Annotated in this window: 19 protein-coding genes, 1 tRNA gene and 1 CRISPR repeat array; of the genes, 13 read left to right on the forward strand and 7 right to left on the reverse strand. The window is 41.0% G+C overall.

What is annotated here, in order from left to right; genetic code table 11:
- The first annotated feature begins 10 nt into the window (after positions 1-10).
- A complete protein-coding gene (locus ACTQ9S_RS04165; RefSeq protein ID WP_440453908.1) occupies positions 11-1,780 on the forward strand; it encodes an ATP-binding protein in 1,770 nt (589 codons plus the stop codon).
- 89 nt (positions 1,781-1,869) lie between these two features.
- On the opposite strand, the gene efp is transcribed toward ACTQ9S_RS04165, so the two are convergent.
- Positions 1,870-2,442, reverse strand: a complete 573-nt coding sequence (gene efp, locus ACTQ9S_RS04170) for an elongation factor P (RefSeq protein ID WP_068037394.1) — start codon at positions 2,440-2,442, stop codon at positions 1,870-1,872.
- A gap of 243 nt (positions 2,443-2,685) precedes the next feature.
- On the opposite strand from efp, the gene epmB reads away from it, so the two are divergent.
- The 8 genes from epmB (at position 2,686) to ACTQ9S_RS04210 (ending at position 13,547) form a co-directional block, all read left to right on the forward strand.
- Positions 2,686-3,693, forward strand: a complete 1,008-nt coding sequence (epmB, locus tag ACTQ9S_RS04175) for an EF-P beta-lysylation protein EpmB (protein ID WP_440453910.1) — start codon at positions 2,686-2,688, stop codon at positions 3,691-3,693.
- Between the two features lie 127 nt (positions 3,694-3,820).
- Positions 3,821-5,614, forward strand: coding sequence for a hypothetical protein (locus tag ACTQ9S_RS04180; protein ID WP_440453912.1), 1,794 nt, complete (start codon positions 3,821-3,823; stop codon positions 5,612-5,614).
- A gap of 217 nt (positions 5,615-5,831) precedes the next feature.
- Positions 5,832-7,916 carry an EAL domain-containing protein gene (locus tag ACTQ9S_RS04185; RefSeq protein ID WP_068037386.1) on the forward strand — a complete coding sequence of 695 codons (2,085 nt, stop codon included), beginning with the start codon at positions 5,832-5,834 and terminating at the stop codon, positions 7,914-7,916.
- Positions 7,917-8,138: 222 nt separating this feature from the next.
- Positions 8,139-8,684, forward strand: a complete 546-nt coding sequence (locus ACTQ9S_RS04190; RefSeq protein WP_440453914.1) for a c-type cytochrome — start codon at positions 8,139-8,141, stop codon at positions 8,682-8,684.
- A 183-nt stretch (positions 8,685-8,867) separates the two neighbouring features.
- Complete coding sequence (locus tag ACTQ9S_RS04195) at positions 8,868-9,908, forward strand: AAA family ATPase (protein WP_440453916.1); 1,041 nt, start codon at positions 8,868-8,870, stop codon at positions 9,906-9,908.
- 58 nt (positions 9,909-9,966) lie between these two features.
- Complete coding sequence (locus ACTQ9S_RS04200) at positions 9,967-11,055, forward strand: hypothetical protein (protein ID WP_440453918.1); 1,089 nt, start codon at positions 9,967-9,969, stop codon at positions 11,053-11,055.
- Positions 11,052-13,304, forward strand: a complete 2,253-nt coding sequence (locus tag ACTQ9S_RS04205) for a transglutaminase family protein (protein ID WP_440453920.1) — start codon at positions 11,052-11,054, stop codon at positions 13,302-13,304. The genes ACTQ9S_RS04200 and ACTQ9S_RS04205 overlap by 4 nt, the downstream gene beginning before the upstream one ends.
- A gap of 166 nt (positions 13,305-13,470) precedes the next feature.
- Positions 13,471-13,547: transfer RNA gene (locus ACTQ9S_RS04210), tRNA-Val, on the forward strand.
- Positions 13,548-13,788: 241 nt separating this feature from the next.
- Here ACTQ9S_RS04210 and ACTQ9S_RS04215 read toward each other — a convergent pair.
- A complete protein-coding gene (locus tag ACTQ9S_RS04215; protein ID WP_440453922.1) occupies positions 13,789-14,013 on the reverse strand; it encodes a helix-turn-helix domain-containing protein in 225 nt (74 codons plus the stop codon).
- 150 nt (positions 14,014-14,163) lie between these two features.
- On the opposite strand from ACTQ9S_RS04215, the gene ACTQ9S_RS04220 reads away from it, so the two are divergent.
- The 4 genes from ACTQ9S_RS04220 to ACTQ9S_RS04235 are packed head-to-tail and all read left to right on the forward strand — an operon-like array spanning position 14,164 to position 16,214.
- On the forward strand, positions 14,164-14,379 hold the full coding sequence (locus ACTQ9S_RS04220; protein WP_020443850.1) for a hypothetical protein: 216 nt from the start codon (positions 14,164-14,166) through the stop codon (positions 14,377-14,379).
- A gap of 11 nt (positions 14,380-14,390) precedes the next feature.
- Positions 14,391-15,593, forward strand: coding sequence for an Arm DNA-binding domain-containing protein (locus tag ACTQ9S_RS04225; protein WP_440454043.1), 1,203 nt, complete (start codon positions 14,391-14,393; stop codon positions 15,591-15,593).
- Positions 15,590-15,880 (forward strand): hypothetical protein, encoded by a 291-nt coding sequence (locus ACTQ9S_RS04230; protein ID WP_440453923.1) that lies wholly within the window; start codon positions 15,590-15,592, stop codon positions 15,878-15,880. The genes ACTQ9S_RS04225 and ACTQ9S_RS04230 overlap by 4 nt, the downstream gene beginning before the upstream one ends.
- A 13-nt stretch (positions 15,881-15,893) precedes the next feature.
- Complete coding sequence (locus tag ACTQ9S_RS04235) at positions 15,894-16,214, forward strand: hypothetical protein (protein WP_440453925.1); 321 nt, start codon at positions 15,894-15,896, stop codon at positions 16,212-16,214.
- Between the two features lie 105 nt (positions 16,215-16,319).
- Positions 16,320-18,927: a CRISPR direct-repeat array (repeat unit 28 nt; unit sequence TTTCTAAGTCACCTATGCGGTGATGAAG).
- A gap of 182 nt (positions 18,928-19,109) precedes the next feature.
- Here the strand turns inward: ACTQ9S_RS04235 and cas6f are convergent.
- Genes cas6f through cas1f form a run of 5 tightly spaced genes read right to left on the reverse strand, consistent with a single transcriptional unit; the run spans position 19,110 to position 25,724 of the window.
- Positions 19,110-19,712 (reverse strand): type I-F CRISPR-associated endoribonuclease Cas6/Csy4, encoded by a 603-nt coding sequence (gene cas6f, locus ACTQ9S_RS04240; protein WP_440453927.1) that lies wholly within the window; start codon positions 19,710-19,712, stop codon positions 19,110-19,112.
- Positions 19,709-20,737 (reverse strand): type I-Fv CRISPR-associated protein Cas5fv, encoded by a 1,029-nt coding sequence (gene cas5fv / locus ACTQ9S_RS04245; protein WP_440453928.1) that lies wholly within the window; start codon positions 20,735-20,737, stop codon positions 19,709-19,711. Before cas5fv ends, cas6f begins: the two co-directional genes overlap by 4 nt.
- A 9-nt stretch (positions 20,738-20,746) precedes the next feature.
- Positions 20,747-21,703, reverse strand: coding sequence for a type I-Fv CRISPR-associated protein Cas7fv (gene cas7fv, locus ACTQ9S_RS04250; RefSeq protein ID WP_440453930.1), 957 nt, complete (start codon positions 21,701-21,703; stop codon positions 20,747-20,749).
- 46 nt (positions 21,704-21,749) lie between these two features.
- Positions 21,750-24,728: a CRISPR-associated helicase Cas3' gene (gene cas3 / locus ACTQ9S_RS04255; protein WP_440453931.1), complete on the reverse strand. Its 2,979-nt coding sequence runs from the start codon at positions 24,726-24,728 to the stop codon at positions 21,750-21,752.
- Entirely contained in the window at positions 24,729-25,724 is a 996-nt protein-coding gene (gene cas1f, locus ACTQ9S_RS04260) for a type I-F CRISPR-associated endonuclease Cas1f (protein ID WP_440453933.1), read from the reverse strand. It lies immediately after the preceding gene.
- Between the last annotated feature and the right edge of the window lie 48 nt (positions 25,725-25,772).

Raw genomic sequence — 25,772 nt, forward strand, 5'->3', positions numbered from 1 at the left:
GGAGACAGCTTTGTCGATTCATACCTATCCGCTAGCATTAGATGAGCATTTACGTGTTGCTAAGCTGCATGAATACGACGTGCTTAATACTTGTAATGAGCCCGCATTTTCGCGCTTAACTGAGCTTGTGAAACTATTTTTTAATGTGCCTATCGTGGCCATTTCTTTTATGGATGAGCAGACCCTATACCTAAAGTCTCCTCATGGACTTGGTGATTTTTGTACGATTAAACGTGAATTGTCCATTTGTAATTATACCATTTTATCTGGTGAAGCTTTTATCGTGCCAGATTTGTCCTTAGACGAGCGCTTTACCCATAACCCGCTAGTAACAGGACATCCACATCTACGCTTTTATGCCGGTGCGCCTATTGTTCTGCGTGAAGATAATAAAAGCTACCGTTTAGGTTCACTTTGCCTGCTTGATACTAAGCCTAATTACAAGTTTGATAATGATAAAGCTCGCCTGTTGATTCAGTTTGCCGAGATGGCAGCAGATGCATTACAACTCCAAAAAAACCAACACCTTGCTAAGCGTGCCAATCAGATGAAGTCTGATTTTTTGGCCAATATGAGCCATGAGATACGGACACCTATGAATGGCATTATTGGTATGGTCGAGATGCTCGATGATACTGACCTAGATGCCGAGCAAAAAGATTATGTAGATAATATAAAGGTATCAACTGAGCATCTACTTGCGATTATTAATGGTATTTTGGACTTATCGAAGGTTGAGTCCGGTAGAATGACTGTTGATGCTGTACCGTTGAACTTGTCAGTATTATGCGATGAAGTCGTTAGTTTATTCGCGGTCAGAGCTCGTCAGCGCGGACTGACGCTCGACTATCATTATAACGAGGAGCTATCGCCTTACGTGCAAGGTGATCCGGTACGATTGAAACAAATCCTAGCAAACTTAGTCAATAATGCGATCAAGTTCACTCGTGAAGGCGGACGTATCAGTATTAATGTTACGCATGCACCGCATTGCGATGAAGGTGGCTGCAGCAATCTAGGTGCCAAAACTGACAAGATAATATGTCATGACATGACTGTCTGTATTGATGTTACAGATACAGGTGTCGGTATCAAGCCCGAATCATTGGATGCCATATTTGATGCTTATAACCAAGCAGACAAATCTACGCATCGCCTTTATGGTGGTACGGGTCTTGGCTTGTCTGTATGTAAGTCTTTAGTCCATCTTATGGGCGGTCATATTTGGGCAAACAGTTTAGTGGGAGAGGGCTCTACATTTAAAGTATTGTTGCCACTAGCAACTATAGATCAAACAAAATATGATGATTGGCAGCTCTCGGATACTATAGATGTTGAGCTTGACTCACAGTATTCGGGTCATATATTACTAGTTGAAGATGATAACGTTAATGCGATGATTGCTAAAAAAGCCCTATGTGATAGCGGACACAAGGTAACGCATGTCACCGATGGTCAAAAGGCTATCGATAAGTTCTCAGCACATCCGCAGCGTTTTGACGTGATACTAATGGATCATCACATGCCGATTATGGATGGGATGCAAGCAACGATTAAGCTGCACGAGATTTATGATCCAAAGTCGTTACCACCCATTATTGCACTGACTGCAAACGCAATGGATGGTGAACGCGAAAAGTATCTGAAAGTCGGTATGCAAGACTACTGCACCAAGCCTTTCAAAAAAGAGCAACTTAATGCACTGGTACAATATTGGCTCATGCATCAACAAGCCACAAAGAAACAAGCCAATAACGGTAGGCACAAAGCATTATCTTGACCTTCAGTTATTACAAATAGTTATTACGAAGACCAAAAAAAGCTCAACCATCGTTACGATGGTTGAGCTTTTTTATGGGTCTAACTTTGTTAACCAACACGAGTCTGATAGTCGCTCGTGCGCGTATCGACACGGACTATTTCGCCTTGTTGTACAAATAGTGGTACACGCACAACTGCGCCAGTTTCTAGAGTGGCAGGCTTACCGCCACCACCAGATGTGTCACCGCGTACTCCAGGATCTGTTTCAGTAATCTGTAATTCGACGAAATTTGGCGGAGTAATAGTTAATGGCACGCCATTGAATAAAGTAATCACACATAGTGCGTTACTATTTTCTTTTAACCATTGTGCTGCATTACCTATCGCTGTTTTGTCCGCTTGTAACTGCTCAAAGCTTTCAGGATGCATAAAGTGCCAAAATTCACCGTCGTTATACAGATAGTTCATTTCAGTATCTATCACGTCAGCAGCTTCTAAGCTGTCACCTGATTTAAAGGTTTGCTCAAGCATTCTGCCACTGCGCAGATTACGCATTTTGACACGGTTGAAGGCTTGACCTTTACCTGGCTTAACAAACTCATTTTCGACAATGGCATAAGGATTGCCATCAAGCATGACTTTTAAACCGGCTTTAAATTCGTTGGTAGAAAAACTTGCCACAAGAGACTCCTAAAGGTTGCGGTAATTATATTGATAGATTGCTACTAAGTTAATGATTAATTATCGGTGCGCCACCAAACCTGACATGATGATATCTGTGCTTAAATACCTATCATAACTGGCCGAAGTCTGTTAATGGCAAAGGTAGATAGGCATAAACCATTATGTTTGATAGGCATGCTTTGATAGCGCGCTGACTTACAGCGTATAATGTCGGTTTTTAGGCACACGCATTAGGTTGTCATGATAAACCATTTAATCACACAAAAAAACTGGCAAACACAATTATCCGAAGCGATTACTTCAGTGGATGAGTTGCTTACCGTACTCAATCTTGAGACGCTAAAAGCCCAGATTTATATACCAGCGCACTTTCATCTGCGTGTCCCGCGTGCCTTCGTTGCTAAGATGACTGCTGGCGATGCCAATGATCCGTTATTAAAACAGGTCTTGCCAGATAAGCAAGAACAAATTACGGTGACGGGTTACGTCGCTGATCCGTTGGCTGAAAACGATCAAAACCCAATCAAAGGGTTGCTGCATAAGTACCAGTCAAGGGTGCTATTAACAGTCACAGGCGCTTGCGCAATTCATTGTCGTTATTGCTTTCGTCAGCATTTCGATTATAACGCTAATATGCCAACCTCGGCTGAACATTTGGCCATCACATCATATATTACCGAGCATCCCGAAGTGAATGAGGTAATCTTGAGTGGCGGCGATCCACTCAGTGTCTCTAATCGGCGGCTGTTTGCATGGCTTGATACTTTAGAGGCGATACCGCAACTGACGACTATTCGTTTGCATACGCGCTTACCGTTGGTGATTCCTGAGCGATTGGACAATGCGTTGTTAGATCGTCTTAGCCAAAGTCGTTGCAACATTGTCATGGTCATTCACTGCAACCATGCTAATGAGATTGATACCAATACCGCTGAGTATTTGCAGCGAGCGCGGGTTGCTGGAGTCGTGCTACTAAATCAAGCAGTCTTACTAAAGGGTATTAATGATAGCGTAATGACTCAAACAGCGCTCAGTCAGCGTTTATTCGACGCGGGCGTTTTGCCTTATTATTTGCATGTGTTAGATAAAGTGGCGGGAGCTGCGCATTTTGATAACGATGAGCGGTCGGCTATTAGCTTATATTGGTTATTATTAGCGGCACTTCCTGGGTATCTGGTACCCAAACTGGTACAAGAATTGCCGAATAGACCATTTAAAGTACCGATTGATATTTACAAAGGCAGTTAAGGTATTCAACATAGTAAGTTGTGTTAGTATATTTTGCTAAACATTAGTAATGCTCTGTGGTGTGCTAAGAAAACAATGGATGTGTCAACTGCTAACCTGAACTTAAATGTTTTGCTAAAGAGGGCTTATGATAACGCTGTCAGACTTTCAGAATTATTTATCACATAAAGCACCACTAAAACAGCCTTCGCATAACTATGTCAATGGACAAGAGAAGCAACTGCTTAAGTGGGCAGCGAGCTTACCAACACAGACTGAGGCTCAGCAGGCAATGCAGCTTGAGCAGATATTGACTGAGCTGGCTGTTGCAGACTTAGATGATAAACTGCGACTTAAGCTTTTGAGTATTGTCTCCTGTGCCTCGGATCGCTTAATTACCTCACTGCATAAACACTATAACTATGAGTTGGTTGCATTCAACAACGAGCAGCTGGCATATATTTCTCAAGTTGAATCGTTATATTATTTGACTATCTTGGCTTATGACAATGTTATACAACGTAAGAGCTTAGCGTTGAATGACCAGCAAAGCACAACGTCAGGACATGGTTGGAGACGTTTTCTAACTTTAGCAAAAACCTCACCGCTCATTTTAGCGGCCACTATTTATCAATCGCTAATAACCTATCAAAAGTTATTGTATGAGCAAAATATATCCTACCAACAGCCACGGCCATATTTATGGGCAGCATTCAATGAGTTGTATCACTTAGCTTGTAAAGTAAATGTAGCTCACACTAATTTAAGCACGCAGGTAGTTACAAATCATGCGCTTAGTATTCACGACTTATATGTACAGATTTGCTTGCATAGCTTATTGAATGTCCGTGCCATGCGTCGTCCCAATATGTTGTTAACTCAACGTTTACTACCCTTATGGTCAACTCATGTCCATGCTACTATTGAGCCGCAGACTGAGACACGTATTTTTGTGGATCTGCAAAGTGACAACCCGCCTGAATACCTTACTGCCAACTCAGCCATCAATCCTTATGAAGAGCATCATCGTTGCTTGTTTATCGACCTTGAGCCATTGACAGCATATCTACATCAGCGCAAGCAGGCCTTACTTGATAGTAATAATGCAGCGATTGAATATCAGTTAGTTAATAAAATGTTGATGGCAATTAAGCATCGTTATGTCGAGCGGCAAATGGTAATGCCGACCAAATATCATTCAAAGCAGCGCGCTACTATCATTAGGGGTTTTAACAACATTCATTATGAGGTAGCAGGTGCGCATAGCTTGATGAGCATAATTGCTGCCTCAGAGTTACCGACTGAGCAATTGCCACGCTATGATACGCAGCCCAAAAAAGACACTGTAAACATCACACTTAACGTTGAGACTTTTGATCACGCGGATACCACATTGCAATTTAGAACATTGCATTTATTGCCTACAGAAGACTTAACACAACTTCAAACAGCAATAGATGAAAGGGTAGAAAAACCATCTTCTCATTTAAATAAAACTATCGTAACTGATGTCGATACTCATAATACTCATAATACTGATAAGCTTAATAAGGCTCCGCCACCACTAGGCCTGATGAGTTTGTTATTGTTACATCATCCAAATAATAGTAGCAAATTGAAGTGGTCAATGGGTATGGTGCGCTGGCTCAATTTTGAAAATAGGTACATTGAAGTAGAGTGGCAGGTATTTGGTCATGTATTGACAGCTTGTGCCCTGCGATTGGATATTAGAGACCACCGTAGCCAATGCTTTGTACCAGCTTTTATGATCGCTGGTGATAAAGAATTGCAAACAGAATTTACTATCATAGTCCCTCCTTATCACTTCCAATCTAACGATAAAGTCATGCTGCGCATTAATAACAAACAAAAGACGCTTTGTTTGCAGCAATGCTTAATCAATAGTGAGGAGTTTAGCCAGTATAAAGTGATACAGATTTAATTGAGTAAGGCTGATACAATCCACATTTTTACGCAAATTTGATTGCGATTAATTTTTGATTGTAAGTAACTGGAGAGTCGGTTATTTTAAATCATAGTTTATAAATTGTGGTTAATAGTAGTTAAGTAAGTGGCACTATTCATTAGTTAAGTATTGCTTAAGTGTTATTGTAATATAGTATACTATAATCACGATTATAAGAATAAAAAGGCCTATTATGAGAACCAAATCTATCTTAAATCTGTTGGTTATAGACGAAGATCAGCTGTACGCTGAGCGTTTAGTCAGTTTATTATCTGCTTATTATGATGAGGTTAATCTAGGATTCCTAGACGATAAAGAAGAGCTGCTAAAGTCACTGCGCCACCAGTGGGATGTTTTAGTGTTTGGGCGTGCCTATGATTTGAGCTTCACTGATGTGGTCGGTATTGTGCAGGAACAAAACCTTGATTTGCCTATAATTGGGCTTATGAGTGATGAGATGGCAGGCACTGGCCGCAACGATGATGGTTTGCCAGCAGTCATTGATGGGGTGATGGTAAAGGCACTGTTAGCAGAAAAAGAAGTGCAAGTGGTAATGGCCATCTGCCTGCAACATGCTAACTTACGTAGTCTGCGACAGCTGAATACCTTGCGCTATGTACTCTCTGAAGCTGAGCAGCGTGCCAATATTTTGATTAAGAACTCTAAAAGTGCCGTTGCCTACATTGATCAAGGGATCCATATCTTTGCCAATGACCCTTATCTACAATTATTCAATTTTGAATCGATGGATGATATTATCGGTTTGCCTGTCATTGATTTTATCGCAGGAAAAGACAATGTTAAAGGCTTTAAAGAGTTTTTACGTCAGTTCGATAAAGGTAATCGCGAGCAAGTTGAATTCAATTTTGAAAGTAAGCGTATGGACGGTAGCACTTTTGAGGCCAAGCTACAGTTAGCAGCAGCTACCTTGGATGGTGAGCCAGTTACCCAAATTATCATTCAGCAAAATAACAATAACAGTGCTGAGATTGCTAAACGTTTAGCAGTAGCTGAACGCCAAGATAGCCTAACAGGACTTAATAACCGTCGCGGCTTTGAAGAGCGTTTTGAGGCTTTACACCAATCAGTGCTAGAAGGTAAGGTGAGGGCAGGCTTATTATATATACAGCTAGATAATATCGGCAAAATCAGTAGTAGCTTAGGTTTGCAAGGAGTAGATGCCACTGTTCAGCAAGTGGCTCGTATGCTGGAGCAGACAGTAGCAGATGGTCATATTAGCCGCTTTAGTGATACGGCATTTACCGTTCTAGTTGAAGGTTTATCGTCTCAGGCACTTATCGAGCTCGCTGAGAGTGTTCGTCAGCATATCAGTGATATGCTCATTGAAGTTGATGAACGCACGACTAATACAACAGTCAGTATTGGTATTGTCAAAATGGACGCTAACGCTGCCGAGCCGCAAATATTGCTCGAGCGTGCTATTGATGCGATTAATCATATTAGAATTGAGACTGCAAACCACGGTAATGCTTATCATCTGTATGATCCAAGTGAGCATGCGAACAGCGATGATAGTGCTTTAGCCGAGTACTTAGTAAGTGCCATCACTCACAACCGCTTTGAGCTTTTCTTCCAGCCAATTTATGATATCAATCAAGATCGCAGTGACTTTTTTGAAGTTTATCTGCGCCTGCCATTAGCCGACGCTGATAATACTGTGTTGACACCTGACAAATTTATGACAGTTGCAAAAACACACCATCTGCGCGAAAAAATAGACCGCTGGATATTGATCAATGCTTGTAAACAGTTAAATGAGGTGCGCAAGACTCACCCCGAAGCGCGCATCTTAGTCCAGTTGACCAGTGCCTCATTGATAGATAAAAAACTGCCTAGTGTGGCCAGTCAGCTAATTAAAGCAGTGGGCGGCGTATCAGGAGCCTTAACACTGCAGTTTAATGAGCAAGATGTGGCCAATCACCTTACGATTGCCAAATCTCAGTTTGCAGCTCTGAGCGATATTAGTTGTCAAGTAGGTATTCATAACTTTGGCACCTCGGCAAAATCAATTGAAATTGCTGAATTCGTGCAGCCTGATATGACACGCTTGGCTCGTGAATATGTCAATGAGATCAGTAAACCTGATAATTTGGATGCCATTAAATCTCTGATTGTTCGCACTAATGAGCTTAATATTGATGTGTTGATGCCTTATATTGAAGAGGCCGCTACGATGTCAGTGTCATGGAGTGTCGGTGCGCGTTACTTGCAAGGCTATTATTTAGAGATGCCAAATAAAACGATGAACGTTGTTTAAGAAGATCGTTGTTTAAGAAAAATGGTATTTAAAGAGAAACTGTCTAAAGAGCAGAAACCCTCTAGATCATAAAAATTAGCTATTAAGTTTCGATGTAATTTAACAGCGTACGCTCAGCATCTCAGAGCATACCAACATTTCTGCATTATCGCTACACGTCTGCTATCATCCTCACACGCTTATAAAGCCCCCTCAATCAATAAATCTGAAGAATATATAAATATGCCTATTAACGTCAATATTGCACTCGGTGGTATATTAATTGCAACGTTTTCGCTCACTGCTTGTGAGCGTACGCCACCTGATTATCGTGACCCTGTTACCTTACCAGTGTATAGCGCAGGGGATGCTGATAATGGCGCTATCATCTATGAAGAGGCTTGTGGCCAGTGCCATCAGTTAAACCCGGGAAGTAATAAAAAAGGCCCGCAACTGATGAATATATACGGTGCGCCTGCTGCCAACTTAGAAGGCTATGACTATGGTGCAGCACTAAAAAGCTCAGGCTGGCTATGGGATGCCGAAACATTAGATCCTTATATTGCAGATGCTCAAAAAGCAATGCCAGAATCAAAAATGCTGTCAGACCCGATGCCAGATGCCGATGAGCGTGCCGATGTTATCGCTTATCTGTCTACTTTACGCATGGCCGCTCCTACTGTCGATAGCGATGGGAATCAAGTGGTAAAGGCTAAGCACACGCAGATGAGTAATGAGGCAGTCGAGATACCAGCAGGTGAGGAAAACAAGCCAGCCACAAGCTTCTGATATTAAACCTTTAATAACTCTGCCTTATCTTTATTATAATTAATCTTACGTATTTCCATTAGAACGCTTTTTGATTGCTCTTTTTAACCTTATTATAATAGGGTGTATTTGATATTGACCATAACTCTGACAGAGTCTATCTGTAAATATTCAAGCATGCTCTAATCAAGTTGGTAGTTTATTATGCACCAAAGCCATGCTTACGATTTATCATCTCATAAAAACACTGTATCTCAGTTAGAGTCAGACTCTGGTTTAGAGCATTCAAGCAATACTACTGCCGATTATTTAGCCAATCAACGCCAAGTGGCGCAATTGCTTGTACAGCTTAATCAAGTGGTGCTCGATAAGCCGCAAGTGGTTAAGCTTGCACTTAGCTGTGTGCTGGCAGGTGGGCATTTGCTACTGCAAGATTTACCGGGAATGGGCAAGACGACGTTAGCACAAGGTTTAGCGCAGCTACTTGGCCTATCATTTAATCGTGTGCAATTTACCAATGATATGCTGCCAGCAGATATCTTAGGTATGAGTATCTATAATCAAACTACGCAGAGTTTTGAGTTTCGTAAAGGGCCTATCTTTACTCAGCTACTACTTGCCGATGAAATTAACCGCTCCAGCCCAAAAACTCAAAGTGCCTTACTTGAAGCAATGGAAGAGCATCAAGTAACCCAAGATGGCCAGACCTATCGCTTACCCAAGCCATTCTTCGTCATTGCTACCCAAAACCCAATGCAGCAAGCGGGTGCGTATCCGCTGCCTGAGTCACAATTGGATCGGTTCTTGATGTGCTTGTCGCTTGGTTATCCTTCGCCAACAGCAGAGCGCGCATTGCTCCGAGGTCAAGATCGTCGAGAGCTACTCGCAAGTTTAGATGCGATGCTTGCTACGGATGCTGTGCTGCTTGCACGCCAAGGCGTTCAACAAGTATATGTCGCGGATGTGGTACTGGATTATCTACAGCGTCTGGTCGCAAAGACCCGAATTAGCCAAGAGTATCATGGGCTATCACCGCGAGGTGTATTGTCGCTGCAGCGAGCAGCACAGGCTCATGCGTATGTGTCAGGTCATCAAGAGGTATCACCAGAGGATATTCAAGCAGTATTTACTGCTGTTACAGACCACAGGTTAGGTCAGCGCTTTGTGCCATCGCATGTCGTTGGTGGGCAAGCACCACAGACCATTGCTCAGCGGATTATCAATGAAGTAACGGTAATTGTTTAAATAATAATTTGGACGAAAGCAAAGTTATTTAAGTGCTAACCATAATGACAAGGCAGCTATGACTGTATTACCGCGCACCTTATCACCACGTACCCTGACCCAGCCAATCAAACGAGCAATGGCACGCTGGTTTGCTAAGCGTGCTCCCAAGAGTGATAGTGCTACTCTCAACTTGCGTAATGTCTATATTTTCTTCCGACGTGAAGGGCTACTTTTCGCTGTACTATTGATGATTACCTTTATTGCTGGTATCAACTATGGCAATAACTTGGTTTTGGGGCTTTGTTTTTACCTTATTAGTATATGGTTGATTAGCTTTCATATGACCTTTTTGCACATATCTGGCCTGCAAGTTCAATTGCTGGAAGTAACTATGGCAGAAGTAGGGGCGCCAGTTTGGGTGACCCTGCAAGTGCGTAGTGAGAGTCGCCAACCAAGACGACAATTGATGTTTAGGTTTGAGCAACATCAGTTGGATAAGCAAGAAAATAACGAACATGACCATAAGCGCAACAGCAAGCGTAGCCGTAAATTACTTAATAACGATCCCAAGCTGCAGGTACTGCTACCGCGCGTACAAGGTGAGCAAATTATTCGTCTGCCTATTATTACCTATAAACGCGGTCAGCTTGAGCTTCCTAGATTAACAGTCAGTACGGTTTATCCGCTTGGTATTATGCGCGCATGGTCATACGTTTATTTTGCGCGCACTGCTTGGGTCTATCCAAAGCCATCGGCTTTTGACTGGCAGACGCAGTATGTGACTGCAAGCTTAGATGACTTGCCGACGGGTGGACAGTATAGTCAACATATCCAAGGCCAAGATGATTTTGAGCGTCTTGATAGTTACATCGAAGGCGAATCACTAGCAAGAGTCTCGTGGGCGCATGTGGCACGTGGTCAGGGGATGCTTACTAAGCATTTCGCTGATCCAGTCGGAGTAGAGCAGGTTTTAGATTATGCCGATATGCCAGCTGCCCATCATGAACAAAAGCTTGCGCAACTGGCTCATGGCGCAATTACGATTGGCAGCCTTGGAGTGCCCTTTACCATGCAATTGCCTAACGAGAGCCATACAGAGTCAGCGATTGGACATGGCGAGGCATTTGCGCAAGTGTGTTTGCTTCGGTTGGCACAGTCGTCATGATTGATTCTAAGCGCACACGCAACCCTTCTTCTAACATATCTTTGCCGAACTCATCTGCTTTTGCAGCGGTAACCTCGCCTGCAAGTTTTGAAAATCTAGCATTGGGAAATACTGCTAATAACAGCTATAACCCAAACAGAAAATGGTATAGCAAATTGCTAGCGCTACCGGCTTATTATTGGGTATTGCTGACTCAGGTTATCGTAATCCTTCCCCATGCTGCTCATCTGCCACTATGGTTAATGGTCTTTGCTTTAATCACTATCATTGCCCAACTGCCTTATATCAAAGCTAAGTTTAAACAGAGGTTTAAGCAACTGCGCCATCTCAAGCGCATGTATCAAAGCATGCAAATGCTTGGGTTTTTATTAGGACTGGTAGGCTTGTGGCTGACTTATAACACAAGCTTTGGTCTGGATATGGGTGTGGCATTTTTAGTACTGTGCTTGATTAGTAAGCTTTGGGAGTTGTATAAGCGCCGTGATGCTTATGTAGTGTTAAATTTATCACTGTTTGTGCTTGCTGCGCTATTTTTGATGAATCAAGGATTAGTCACTACTTTAGAGGTCATCATAGGTACGATTGTCATCTTGCTAGCATTCATTGCGCTTAATGATGATGGCAATATACGCGGTGATGGACGCCTGCGTACACTTGGCATATTAGGAGTAGGGGCACTACCGTTATTAGTGGTGCTGTTTTTATTCTTTCCACGGCTACCGCCATTATGGTCAGTGCAACTATCAGGGCAGCAGGCGACAACTGGCGTCTCTGATAGTATGTCACCTGGTGACTTCGCTAATCTAAGTCAATCAACCGCGCTTGCTTTTAGAGTTGAGTTTGCGGATGAAACTCCACCACAACATGAGCTGTACTGGCGTGGTTTGGTATTTAGTGACTTTGATGGTGTGACATGGCGACCTAATCGTAGCACGCAGCAGCAGTGGCAGCCTACAAAGCAAATTCCTGTATGGATTGAACAAGCGCTTGCCACCGTTCCTGATGAAGTACAGCTTGCACCCAATAACTATGAAGTTATCTTGGAGCCAACTCAACAAAACTGGTTATTTGGTCTCGATTACCCATTTACCCAGCGTACAGACGTCAGCATTACCTCAGAATTTACCTTATTAAAAGACTTACCTGTTACCCAGCAGCTACGTTATAACGTCCTACGTTTTGCACCGATGCGTATTGACCCTGTGCTTGATAAGTCCTCTCGTCGTATTAACTTGGCTCTACCTAACGATGGCAATCCGCAAGCGCGTGCACTTGCTCAGCAGCTATTTGCGCAATCAAGCTCTGATCCTGTGCGCTATATGCAAGCGCTTGAGCGCTGGATTAATCAAACGGAATTTCGTTATACGTTATCGCCGCCACGGCTAAATGATAACCGTATCGATGAGTTTTTATTTGATACCAAAGCAGGGTTCTGTGAGCATTATTCTTCAAGTTTTACTTTTATGATGCGTGCGGCTGGCGTTCCAGCGCGAGTCGTAGCTGGCTATCAAGGCGGTGAGCTGAGTCGCGGTGGCAACGTGTGGGAAGTACGGCAGATGGATGCTCACGCATGGACTGAAGTATGGCTTGACGGTCAGGGGTGGGTACGCGTTGACCCGACTGCATTCGTCGCGCCAGAGCGTGTTGAACAAGGGATGGACGCATTAACTCAAACGCAAGGAGCGGCATTGTTTGGCGATGGTGCTGGCGCGCAGATTAGCTACCAGCAGTATCAGATGCTGCAAACACTCAGACGTTTGTCTGACCAAGCCAGCTATTATTGGCAAAAAGATGTTGTTGGCTACGATCAAGATAAGCAAGCAGGCTCGCTACTAAAGTGGTTCAATATCAGCTCGTTTATGCAACAAATAGTTTGGTTAACGGTCAGTGCCATCGTGGTCATATCAGTGTTGGTGCTGATAATATGGCAACGTCGACGTAAGCGTTGGCATCCGGCAGATTTACCGTTGGCTAAATTGTCTAAACGAATTAGTAAAAACGATAAGTTACTCGCTCGTGATGAGAGTGAAGGACAATTAGCGTGGCTTGATCGGCTAGCGGATAGTCTAGCAGCGCCTGATAACATATTAATGGCAGACAACCTAACATTCACTCGACAGCATATCGATAACATTAAACAAGACTACCGACAACTACGCTATGGGCGACTGAGTACGCTCGATGCGAGTAATGCTAAATATCAGCGCGCACTCAAACAACTTAAGGAAAACGTATGTAGGTTGTTGTAAGTATTTAGCTTGGTTAAGGTTGTCCATCATAATTGCTTATTACGGTTTTCACTATATAATCAGGTTGTTCAAGCTGTTAAATCACGTCTATTTGAATAATAACTTCTAGTTTAGATAGAAAACACTTGCAAAGTCTCGAAAACTTGCTAAAATGCTCAACCTAAATAGGCGTATAGCTCAGTTGGTTAGAGCGCTACCTTGACATGGTAGAGGTCAGCAGTTCGAATCTGCTTATGCCTACCAAATTCGAAAGTCCCAATCTTATGATTGGGACTTTTTTTATGCCTGTAATATATGGGCTGTAGTGGAAATGGAAAGTCTATAACAGTTAAAAATTCTATTTTCCTAGTTGCTATCAAACTCCTTTAAAATTCACGTGTGCCCAAACTATGCCCAAGTTGTGCCTCCTTTCGATTTTGTCCATTCTTCATAGGAGCATTTTTGACCTCTACCTTAATTTTTCTAAAATTGTCATAAAATTAATTTACTTCTCTATATCTAGTGACTCATTGGGCATATAAGTGAATAAATCACCTACCTCAATATCTAATGCTTCACATATCTTATCCATGGTTTCAAAGTCTATTCTTGAGGTCTGTTCATTATAAATCTTGTGCATTGTCGACTTGCTAATTCCCGTCATTCTTATCAAATCTGCTACTTTCATACGTCGTTCAGCTAGTAGCACTGGTAAATTACATAAAATCATCAATAATTCCTTAATAGACTAAGAAAGTACTTGCATCGACTAACAATAGTTAGTAAAGTACTTCTATCGAAGTAATAAATAATCCTATAAAATTACTTGTTAATTCGATAGAACAATCTAGTTATTTAATTGGCTTACAGGGAATTTATTATGTCACATACCTACCTAACTACCCAAGAGCTTTCTGAGCTCATCAAGTACAACCCTCGAACCATCCGTAATGAACTTAAGGATAGTGTACTCATTGAGGGAATTCATTATATACGTCCTTTCGGTGGTCGCAAAATTCTGTATGTGTGGGAGGAGATTGAAAAAGATATGCGCACTGGTATCGCAGGCAGCATCAACGCCATGGCATTACAATAAGGAGAAATATGATGGCTAGTATCAGAACACGCAGAGGGAGCAATATGCTATTTGTTGATTTTCGCTATATGAGAATACGCTGTCGGGAGACGACAAACCTCACAGACACACCTGCAAATCGCAAGAAGCTTGAGAAAATTATTGAGCAAATGGAAGCAGAAATTACCTTAGGCATCTTTAATTATGCTAAGTACTTTCCAAAAAGCGATAAAACAGAAGAGATGATGGCATTAAGCGATCGTAAGGAGTGTATTAATACTAACGTTCCTTCTTTTAAGCAGTTTGCAACACTATGGTTTTCTGAAAAGGAAATTGAGTGGCGCGATACCTACAAGCGCAAAATACAGGAGATTATTGATATGTACTTGCTTCCTGAGTTTGGCACTAAACCTATCCATGTCATAAAAAAGACAGATGTATTAGCCTTCCGTTCATCGCTCGCCAAAGTAACGTACGGAAAAGCTAACAAACATCTGTCAGCGGCACGCATCAATTCGATCATGGTACCTTTGGGTATGATACTAAAAGAAGCAGCTAAACGCTATAAGTTTGATAACCCTTATGATGATATTAAAGCACTCAAACAACCCAAAACTGATATTCAACCATTGACCTTGGAAGAGGTTTGGAAGTTCATCAACGGTGTCAGAGAAGATTATCGAAATTATTATTTGGTACGCTTCTTAACAGGTATGCGTACCAGTGAGATTGATGGTCTAGTATGGGAGAATGTTGATTTTGATCGTCACGAGATTGTCATTAAGCAGGCACTGGTTAAAGGTAAAGTTGTGCCTCCTAAGACTCAAGAGTCTTACCGAGCGATTGCGATGTCGCCTTGGGTTTATGAAGCGCTGAAAGAGCAACAAATAATATCTTACAAGCGTTCTGATTATGTGTTTTGCGCGCACACAGGTGAGCCATTAGATTATAACAATGTAAATAAGCGTATTTGGCATCCTACGCTTAAAATTTTAGGATTAAAGAAGCGCAATGCATATCAAACGCGGCATACAGCAGCTACCCTTTGGTTAGCTGCTGGTGAGAGTCCTGAATGGATAGCGAGTCAAATGGGACACTCCACAACTAAGATGCTATTCAACACTTATAGTCGTTATGTACCAAACATGACTCGCCAAGATGGCAGCGCTTTTGAAGCTTTGGTTAATCGCAGTCAGATTGCTCAAATATCTACTGACAAGGAAAAGTCATTATGAAAATTATTGATTACGATAAACTGTTGGCGGAGTTTAAACCTAGTGGCCATATTAGTGAAGATGCCAATATTATAGCCAATATGTTAATTTGTGAGCTTTGTATTCAAGCAGGCAGTAGTTTGGTTAGATTCTTGAACGTAGATAACTGCTTTGAAAATCATATGGCAATACGTGTATGGGTACAAAAACGGTTAGATGCTCATGAAGGCTATATTATAGATGAAATGAGTAATCAGTTAGAGAGCGAGTTATATGGACTACTACCACAGCTCGGCTATGGCTACTAATAAGGAGGATACTATGAGTTTAAACTTTGTATTCGACTCAGATCTTGATGATATGGCTAAGCGGTTATGTTATGAGTATTGGTCATACCTATCACCCGATGATTATATTGCTCATATAAAAACACTTTGTCAGAATTACAATATAAATTACTATTTATTATTTAAGGTAATTAATAAATTCCAGGCTTATTTAGATGATGTCCATTGCGAATACTGTGGTCTTCCGTATCAGCTAGACGTGCCGGCAGATATACCATATGCAAGACAAAGAAACTCTTGGTTTTGTGATGGATGTATTAGCTTTTCTGGTGGACAGCTTAATACTAGTAGGTAGATTTTTAATACTTCTGAATAACCAGATGGTTTATGCTATCTGGTTTTTTTAACGCCGATTATAAGCTGCCTGAACTGTCGCAAAATTTGCGACAGTTCAGGCAGCTTTCTAAATCACCTATGCGGTGATGAAGGCTGCAAAGATGGCTCCTGCTGCTTTGACTTGTTTCTAAGTCACCTATGCGGTGATGAAGGTGTAATCAAGCCATAGACAGTCCTGTTTTCCTTTCTAAGTCACCTATGCGGTGATGAAGATTGGTTATGTGTATGTCATGCAGCTTCTTACTTTCTAAGTCACCTATGCGGTGATGAAGAAATTCGAAATCTCGAACCGTGTTGTCCAAGTTTTCTAAGTCACCTATGCGGTGATGAAGCAAACTCAAAGCACCACCACCTCGTAGTGATTTTTCTAAGTCACCTATGCGGTGATGAAGCGCTTATAGCGGATTAGGCGCTAAGTTTAGAGTTTCTAAGTCACCTATGCGGTGATGAAGAATGAACTAGGTGTTGAGCCAGCACTCATAAATTTCTAAGTCACCTATGCGGTGATGAAGTGTGGTAGCAAGCATATAAGCAATGTATAAGGTTTCTAAGTCACCTATGCGGTGATGAAGGTATGAGTGTCACACGTATTGAGCGCACACAATTTCTAAGTCACCTATGCGGTGATGAAGACTTATTCATCTTTTCTATTTGCTTTTCAGTCTTTCTAAGTCACCTATGCGGTGATGAAGAGTAAAAGAACAGTTATAGTATTACGTCATAATTTCTAAGTCACCTATGCGGTGATGAAGCCTAGCGCGCAAGACCAATACTTTGAAGCAGATTTCTAAGTCACCTATGCGGTGATGAAGGTATGAGTGTCACACGTATTGAGCGCACACAATTTCTAAGTCACCTATGCGGTGATGAAGACTTATTCATCTTTTCTATTTGCTTTTCAGTCTTTCTAAGTCACCTATGCGGTGATGAAGCCTTCGCTCACCTGGTTGGTTTGCGTAGTATTTTTCTAAGTCACCTATGCGGTGATGAAGAGCTATTATTGAGCGCACAAATAACGAGAGGTTTTCTAAGTCACCTATGCGGTGATGAAGCGTCTGGCCGTTTACAGTAGCCGTTTCGTTTTTTTCTAAGTCACCTATGCGGTGATGAAGTTACTGCTCTTGGTTTATTCTGTCTTGCATAATTTCTAAGTCACCTATGCGGTGATGAAGTATCCGTCATAACAGTTTGTTTAGAGAATAAGTTTCTAAGTCACCTATGCGGTGATGAAGATAAACCTACAGGTTATAAACTACCCTTATTATTTCTAAGTCACCTATGCGGTGATGAAGGCATATAATCGCCAACTTCTGTTTGTATTTTATTTCTAAGTCACCTATGCGGTGATGAAGTGGGTGCTAAGCTCGTTGAGAGTAAAAATACATTTCTAAGTCACCTATGCGGTGATGAAGAAGTGCAACAAGACCAGTTTGCGGGTGTGATTTTTCTAAGTCACCTATGCGGTGATGAAGATCACAATATCCCTAACTGCACCGATGCCTTCTTTCTAAGTCACCTATGCGGTGATGAAGTATGTTGTTAGATTTATCCCGTCACTCTATATTTTCTAAGTCACCTATGCGGTGATGAAGAGCGTATGGACTAAGTGCGGTAGCGATTAATTTTTCTAAGTCACCTATGCGGTGATGAAGTGACTAAAGACAGCCCTTGCGACCGTCTGCAATTTCTAAGTCACCTATGCGGTGATGAAGGTCAATAAAGACGGCAAAAAGATTAAGTTTAATTTCTAAGTCACCTATGCGGTGATGAAGTTTTGCTCTCATCACGATAGTCACGCTCAGATTTTCTAAGTCACCTATGCGGTGATGAAGCGCCATAGAGGTGAGACCTCGCGAGATATAGTTTTCTAAGTCACCTATGCGGTGATGAAGGGCTTTATGTTAGGGTTACGAACCGACTTAATTTTCTAAGTCACCTATGCGGTGATGAAGAAGTTGATATGCCTGAACTAATATCAGGTAGTTTTCTAAGTCACCTATGCGGTGATGAAGTTTACGAGTTAGATGCCACAGCTCTAGGCGCTTTTCTAAGTCACCTATGCGGTGATGAAGCAGCATTGCTGTCATAGCTGACACGCATTTTTTTTCTAAGTCACCTATGCGGTGATGAAGTGGGATAGCAAGACGGGTGAGGCCAGTGTGTTTTTCTAAGTCACCTATGCGGTGATGAAGCGTATTCATTATTTTTATCTAAATGGTCCTAATTTCTAAGTCACCTATGCGGTGATGAAGACCTGTTCGATGAAGTATTTTACATGTACTCATTTCTAAGTCACCTATGCGGTGATGAAGTAAGCTCACTATACTACCCCTAAGTTAATCATTTTCTAAGTCACCTATGCGGTGATGAAGTTCGTAGCGTAAGTGTCACCGTCATTCATAGATTTCTAAGTCACCTATGCGGTGATGAAGCACCGGCTCGCACAAGGTCGGCAACCATGCGATTTCTAAGTCACCTATGCGGTGATGAAGAACGAACGTAGACGCGCCCTCAAGAACGGGAATTTCTAAGTCACCTATGCGGTGATGAAGATAATCCAAATGGTGTCAAGACCAAGTTCAAATTTCTAAGTCACCTATGCGGTGATGAAGTGAGAGCTTAGGGTGTAAGTCGCTACCCAGTATTTCTAAGTCACCTATGCGGTGATGAAGAGGAATTATACCTCTAAAAAATCAGTTACAACAAGGTCTGGAGAGTAAAATACCTAATTTTACCTTCCACTTTTTATCCTGTTGTAACTGTTTGATTTTATTGCAAGTTTTTAAATAGCTCAAAAAAAGGGTTTTTACACCCAATTTTTGGGTAATTCTTCATTACCATTCAAACTAATCCATTACCAATGTGGCACAGTGATATTGTCTAGTTTATTATTAATGCCATAACTGTTAAACGTTCCTTGAGTCTCGTTGTCTACCACTTCTTGCATGATAGATAATGAGTAGGGCTGGCTATTGGTTATGCTTTTTAAATTAATATACGGATACGGTTTGTTATCCTGTTTGTGTTTCGCGCAGTGTGCCAATGCCGCTTCATACGTGATGCCTTTGTGTTTAGCAAACTCTTCAGCTTGCTTAAGAACATTTTTATGGCGGTAGCGTTTGACGACGACGTTTCCTTTGGTTTTGTTGCCAACCTCGGCAATACGCTTAACATGCACATAATCGGTTAATCTCTCTAACCATTTATCGAGATTTAGAGCTTCTAAAAGCTTTTGACTGGAGGCAAAGACTCGAAGCTTATTACCCAATATTGCAAAGGTTTGACCCTTTTTTTCTTCGTATCGATAGTTGGGTAAACTTACTCCTATAGTGTCAATAGCATGCTTATTTTTAACGTCAGCTAATGCGATATGAAGCTGCATATAAACTTCGCTCCAAATCTCATATATTGACTTTTCATCAGAGTCTAATAATGTGATCTCTTGATAATACTTCATACTACCTCTCTTATATCTATGTCAGATACATATGCCAAACCCTTTTTTCCAAGATAAAAAGAGGATACGCTTGCGTCGTTTATGAGCTGTTTAAGTTCACGAGCTGTATCAAAGCTAGTGTCTATAACAATCTCAAGCGTGCCGCTTGCTTTTTTTAAAGTATGCTTTATTTTTCCCTCACCTTTGATATATTCTTCTCGAACATATGGATTGCCATAGATGAGCTTTTTATCGCCAGTGGTATATTTGTTTAAAAAGTCTTTAGGTGTAAAACCGTTGTTAGAAATACCACTAATACCGCCCATTTTAGATTTGGCTTGGCTCATATCGTATTTAGCATCTTCCAAACGCTGCATTTGTAAATATAAGGCGGAGCAATACATGGGCAGAAGTAACTGTTGTTCTTTTTTATTCAAAGGATTGTATTTTTCAAACCTATTAGACAATATATCAGAAGCAGCTTTGACTCTGCCTTCATGTTCCACAGGTTTAATGCTTTTTATATCTTCTAAAAAGCTCAAGATACCAAATGGTGTCAACTCAATAGATTTATTAGCCAACTTACCGTCAATAATAAAATCACATAGCTCATCGATATCTAGAGCCAGTACACTCCAAAAATCTTGTGAGTATTCAGAATTAAAGATTGGATCATTAACCTTAATCATACCTGTAAAGGAGTTTTGGTCTGTACTCCCTTTAAGGTTGCGAATATATGTAATTTCGGTATTAATAGCTGTGGGTCTGTCGACGAATGAGACCTTGGATTCTAAGTCTTCAAAGTAGTAGGGCACATCCTCATAACCTTGTCGAGATTGATACAGTTTTCTTTGGTCACCAATTAACCTATTAAGCACACCCATAACAGTGTTTTTAGTGACTTCCCTAGTAAAATAATTTCCTGGCTTCTTAAGTTCAGTCATAGATGCAACAAAGTTGCGCCCGTTTTTCGGTATCGGCCCATCGTTTGTGCCGTCTAAAAACGAGTTTCGCCATGATGATTCATATTCAATCATGATTCTCATATCAACCTCCTAGTTAGCGTTTTTACCTTCAAAATAAACTGCGTAATTTAAGTTGCTCTTAGCATTGCTAATTTCATCGGGTGAACGCTTGATACGCATCATTTTATTGCTGTCATTGTAATCAACTTCTATTTTATCAACATACATATAACCTTTAGCTTGCTTAATAGCCAAGTCTTGCAGTATTTGCAGGGTAGTATTAATAAGAATATCTATTGCTGTTTCATCAAGTAATATACCTGTTTCACCAATATCGAAAATAGTACCTTTACGCACATAGTTTTCATGAAAAACTGCCTTGGGTTCTCGACTAGTATCAAGTGACTTAATAAAATCCGTAATTTTCTGTGCTAACTCTTCACCTTGGGTATCTTCGATAACCATTGATGCTCTATCAAACTTATTGTCTAGAGAGATAAACTGTAATTGCTCTATACTTATGGAACCATAGGCTTCGTATTGAGTGTCGCCAAAGGTGGTTTTGGAGAAGAATGATGAGCTGTCACGTTCTCCAGCTTGACCAAACTGTTCAAAATTGCCGTTGCCTAGTTGGTCAACAAAATCCTCAATAAGTAAAGGGCTAGTACGTTTAAATTGGCTAGATGGGATAACGTAACCTCGAATTAGACCTGTAAGGGAAGCAAGAACTTCATCTACATTTTGCTTGTCTGCATAATGCAAATCAAATGCTTGCTCTTTAAACAGGTGATGACGAATACAGTTTTGACTGATATAAAGCGGCGTTTCTTTAAAATTGATATCAGTCGCTTCTTTTTTATATTTATAGCCTGTTTCTTCTTTGATTCTACCCGTCAAATTGGTGTAACCACGAAGTTTAGGTAGAGTATGGTTATCTACTGTCTTACCTTCATTACTTAAAGAAGTCGGCCCATTCCAGTTAACTACACCATGTCCGAATGCTTTTATTTTAAAATCAACGCTCTTAATACCGGTAATCTTATTCATTTTATCTCTCCTTGAGATGGTAGTTGACAGCACTTTTAGCACTGCATTAGGTTAAGTGAGTGAGTTTATCTATAGATATGCTTCCTACTGGCTGTCTATCGGTCAGCACATAATAGATACTGTGAGGATTAGCAGAGCTATTTACCTTTTTAAGGTCAGTAGGCGTGTAGCTAAGATAAATAGGAGTCTCAGAGGTTCGAGCTTGATTGAGAAGCTCAAAATCTTTATAAGCCTTTTTATAGCCTTCGACGATGTTATGATGCTTGGCGTGCATAAAGGCTACTAAATTCTTAGAGCTGTCATCATACCCTTGGATTTTTGCAATTGATTCGGTGATGGTGGTATCGTCTTTTGCATCAAGCGCATCGTAAGCATAGTAATCAGCAAACCTCATAGTTTTATCTGCTTCTATGTTGCAAATTGCCATCTGTACAAAACGGCTATCACCCCTCAATGAGGTTTTGGCTATTTTAGCCGTATCCGTATCACTATTTTTTGTAACATTGAAAGGCACATAAATAGGGTCGAGGACTTTGGTGTTAATCAACGTGACAGACTTTTTGAGTGCTGTCAGAAAGTCTTCTTCAACCTTACCTAGACATTTTGTATCTTGGTAGAACGCTTTATAAACAGCGTACAACTCATTAAGCTTAAAGGTGTTCTTTTCTTCCAAGTGTGATTGCAAATGCTTCAACCAAGCAACGGTACTATGCCATGCATGAAGCTGATTTAAGAATCTAGCATTTTTGCTAGTTTGTTTGCCTGTAATGGCGTTGCTGGCCATAACGGTTGTATAGATATTATTATCAATATTCTGTCCAAATCTATCTAAACGTCCTAAGCGTTGTAGCCAGTTCTCCGCATTGGTAAGCTCGGTATACATGCGGTCGCAACTGATATTCAATGAAGCTTGGACAATAGGACCACTGCGTAGAACATTAAACTCTTTTGTGCCATTTCTTTTAAAAGACTCAAATACCTTATCAAACCAATAAGATTTATCCCTTTTATTATATTTTGAATGAAGCAAAATACTATTTTCCTCTTGATGATGCTCAATAAAGCCTATTTGTGCAGATATAGCAGTATTGGTAATCACGAAGGTAGAAGGGTCTTGGCTATGACTTTGATGAATTAAAGGGCTTGGCTCGTTTTCACTGTCATAGGCTTGGAAATCTATTTGATAGTCTGAATTATTAAAGCTTTCAATGCTGACATGATCAGTTAATTTAATATCTAAAAAATGCTCAGTAAAAAAATAGTTTGGAGTGGCGGATACTAATAAAATATTAGCGTAGTGAGCTTGCATTTTTTTAGCATGAATTAATTCAGCAAATAATAAATTAAAGGCAGGCATGAGGATTAACTCATGAAACTCATCGAATATTACATGGGATTGCATAAATGGTATGAGCGTATCGACCTTATTGTGCGTAATGATAGCATTCAAAATTTGGTCAATAGTGGTGACTACAATGTCACCGCTAAAGTAATCATCAACGTCAGTATCAGGTGCATAAGTCAGAATGACGCCATCTTTCAAGATTTTTTTGTATTCCCCTGTGAATATTTCGATACTACTATTAGGTAGGTATTCTGGTTGGGTTAAGTCATTGACGATACCGAGACAAACTTGCACGCGAGGGCAGACCCAAATTATCTTTTTAGCTTTAGTATTTAACGCCCACTCAAGGCTTATTTTCGTTTTACCGCAGCCAGCAGGGCCTTGGAGTACCGCTACGTTGTCAGATTCGTTTGCTTCGGCGATAGTTTTCAGTTGTGCAAGTTTGGTCGCCGTAGCTTTTTGTGCTTGAGTACGTTCAGTTTCAATACTATTGTTATCGAAAGCATCAATACATCTCTGAATTTGAGTGAGTAAGTCATTATCATCAACAGCTAAGTCATTAATTAAATCTAATAAAGTATCCTCTTGTAAGTAGCTGGTTAAATCCTCTGCATCGAGACGAGATACCAATCTATCTGCACTAATAACAGCAGTACGAATCAGATTGTTTAAAGCATTTTCTTTAACTTCCTTTTTATATTCAGGCAGTCGGTCATTAATATCGCTATATGTTTTATAGTCAGGTAAAGCATTAGCAGTTAAGATAAAATTATCAAGCATTGGTGCTAACATATCTGCCTTACCGAGATTTTTAGCTAACTTCGTAACGTCTTTTATTATTCTGTTTACATCATCTACGACGGTATCAAAGTTAGTCAAAGTTCCTTCTAATGAAGCGGTAAATTTTTTATAGATACCTTTAGCTTCATCAAAGTATTTATTGTCTTTTTTTCGGTAAGGCTTGGTGTGATGCCAATATATACCGTGCATTATTTGTGATTGCTGTAGAGTATTTAAGGAAGCACCTTCTCTTAATAACGAGCTTGCAAACAACCAAGACAGCTCATGATGACGTGGATGTTTTTCAAAAGTGAACTTAGTCATTCCTGACACTGTTTTATCGATATGCTGCCCGTCTTCTGGTAATGGCTCATCTTCAGTTTTAGCAACTTTTTTATTGACCCAGGTTTGGAAGTGAGGGTCAGCTTTGCCAATATCATGCAATATACCTGCTATGAAAGCAGACTGCTTTAGCGGCTTACTATCTATATTCATATGTTCAATAAGATGGTAAGCCAGATAACCAACAGCGAATAGATGCTGGTATAAAGGCTGCTGATTTGTATTTGCTAAAATACGTGATGTGTCAGATATTGCTATATCCATATTTAACTCCTTAGTTGTCCAATTAACAGGAACAATTCCAACCTCATTAAATTTACGCTTATTGCCCACCACCCACACCAGTTCAGTTAGCTGGCGGGTTTTATTGCGATGACAACTCACCGCTGTAGACTTAGTCGCTGACTTCCGTAGTAATTGCTTGACAGTCTTTAAGCCATCCTCGGTAATTGCCGTCTGCCAAACGTTATTACCGATGCGATTGGCAAAAGCATCTAAGATACGCCGTGTGCGCTGAAGTGATTTTTTTTCACATTGAGAGACAAAGGTGACGATCATTTATGCCTCCCAGTTTTTGGTCATCGCCAACTGTTTGACTACTTCAAACTGATAATCTAGTGCCTTATGCTTAGTGAAAATATTGATGCATTCTTGACGAAACTCCTGCTCACTCATGTTTTCACTAGCACAGATAAAGGCGAGGGGTAGCACTAAAGCATCTTTGATAATGTCAGCAATATCGAACACCAATGCACCTCGCCGCGTTTTGCCATGCATTACCGCAAAGCCGTGCGGAATACCGAGCGTCCATGCGGTAGTAGCGCCGAGTCCATAAGCTAAATAATTACCGTGATTAAGAAAACCATTAGCTTTATCAATGCCTTCATGCTCCCGAGTAAAACCATCATAACCAGTATTTTTTGCTGCCAATTTATATAGTTGCTTGGTCAAGCGTGCTTCAAGCTGCAACAAATGCATGACCTCCGTCTGCTTATCGATTTGCCGAATATTATCGTTAAGCAATGTTTGTACCGCATCAATATTGCTATCAAAACCCCAGCGCTTAAAGTCACTGTCTTTATTCCAAACGGCTTGTAGGTAAGCAAGGCGGGCAAGTTGCAACTGTTTGGCTGCTGCTAAACGCTTGTCATCATCCCACCACCAGCTCATCCAACCTTGAATGTATTCAGTCGGTCGATACTCGCTTTGCGGGGTCATCCACTCGACATAGACCTCACGCTCTGTGCCCATGAATAGCGGCATACCTCCACCGCCACAAAAGCCGACCAATACACCTGCTTGTGATAGCAGGCGCATCGCGGCTTGGGTAATGGATGTGCCTGTCCCAAGTAAGAGAGAGGTCGTATTAGCGATAGGAATATTGTAATAGAGGTTGGTCTTATCATCTTCAGTAAGGTACAACACACGCCCATCTTTTTGCATGACCCGGCAATGCGATAGGTAGTAGATATTGGCGCGTTTGGAGTGCAAAATGGTTTTGAGATCTGAAGAGACAAAGCTATTGTTGGTATAGGGATTGCTAGGTTTGCTCATCATAGTTCCATTTTTCGGCGAAAAGCCATATTAGGCATAGGGTTTTAC

It is taken from the genome of Psychrobacter sp. ASPA161_9, assembly GCF_051970275.1.
Taxonomy (GTDB): domain Bacteria; phylum Pseudomonadota; class Gammaproteobacteria; order Pseudomonadales; family Moraxellaceae; genus Psychrobacter.

Coding starts and splice junctions, on each gene's coding strand:
- epmB (WP_440453910.1), top strand. CDS start 2,686: ATGATAAACCATTTAATCACACAAAAAAACTGGCAAACACAATTATCC.
- ACTQ9S_RS04180 (WP_440453912.1), top strand. CDS start 3,821: ATGATAACGCTGTCAGACTTTCAGAATTATTTATCACATAAAGCACCA.
- ACTQ9S_RS04185 (WP_068037386.1), top strand. CDS start 5,832: ATGAGAACCAAATCTATCTTAAATCTGTTGGTTATAGACGAAGATCAG.
- ACTQ9S_RS04190 (WP_440453914.1), top strand. CDS start 8,139: ATGCCTATTAACGTCAATATTGCACTCGGTGGTATATTAATTGCAACG.
- ACTQ9S_RS04195 (WP_440453916.1), top strand. CDS start 8,868: ATGCACCAAAGCCATGCTTACGATTTATCATCTCATAAAAACACTGTA.
- ACTQ9S_RS04200 (WP_440453918.1), top strand. CDS start 9,967: ATGACTGTATTACCGCGCACCTTATCACCACGTACCCTGACCCAGCCA.
- ACTQ9S_RS04205 (WP_440453920.1), top strand. CDS start 11,052: ATGATTGATTCTAAGCGCACACGCAACCCTTCTTCTAACATATCTTTG.
- ACTQ9S_RS04215 (WP_440453922.1), bottom strand. CDS start 14,013: ATGATTTTATGTAATTTACCAGTGCTACTAGCTGAACGACGTATGAAA.
- ACTQ9S_RS04220 (WP_020443850.1), top strand. CDS start 14,164: ATGTCACATACCTACCTAACTACCCAAGAGCTTTCTGAGCTCATCAAG.
- ACTQ9S_RS04225 (WP_440454043.1), top strand. CDS start 14,391: ATGGCTAGTATCAGAACACGCAGAGGGAGCAATATGCTATTTGTTGAT.
- ACTQ9S_RS04230 (WP_440453923.1), top strand. CDS start 15,590: ATGAAAATTATTGATTACGATAAACTGTTGGCGGAGTTTAAACCTAGT.
- ACTQ9S_RS04235 (WP_440453925.1), top strand. CDS start 15,894: ATGAGTTTAAACTTTGTATTCGACTCAGATCTTGATGATATGGCTAAG.
- cas6f (WP_440453927.1), bottom strand. CDS start 19,712: ATGAAGTATTATCAAGAGATCACATTATTAGACTCTGATGAAAAGTCA.
- cas5fv (WP_440453928.1), bottom strand. CDS start 20,737: ATGAGAATCATGATTGAATATGAATCATCATGGCGAAACTCGTTTTTA.
- cas7fv (WP_440453930.1), bottom strand. CDS start 21,703: ATGAATAAGATTACCGGTATTAAGAGCGTTGATTTTAAAATAAAAGCA.
- cas3 (WP_440453931.1), bottom strand. CDS start 24,728: ATGATCGTCACCTTTGTCTCTCAATGTGAAAAAAAATCACTTCAGCGC.
- cas1f (WP_440453933.1), bottom strand. CDS start 25,724: ATGAGCAAACCTAGCAATCCCTATACCAACAATAGCTTTGTCTCTTCA.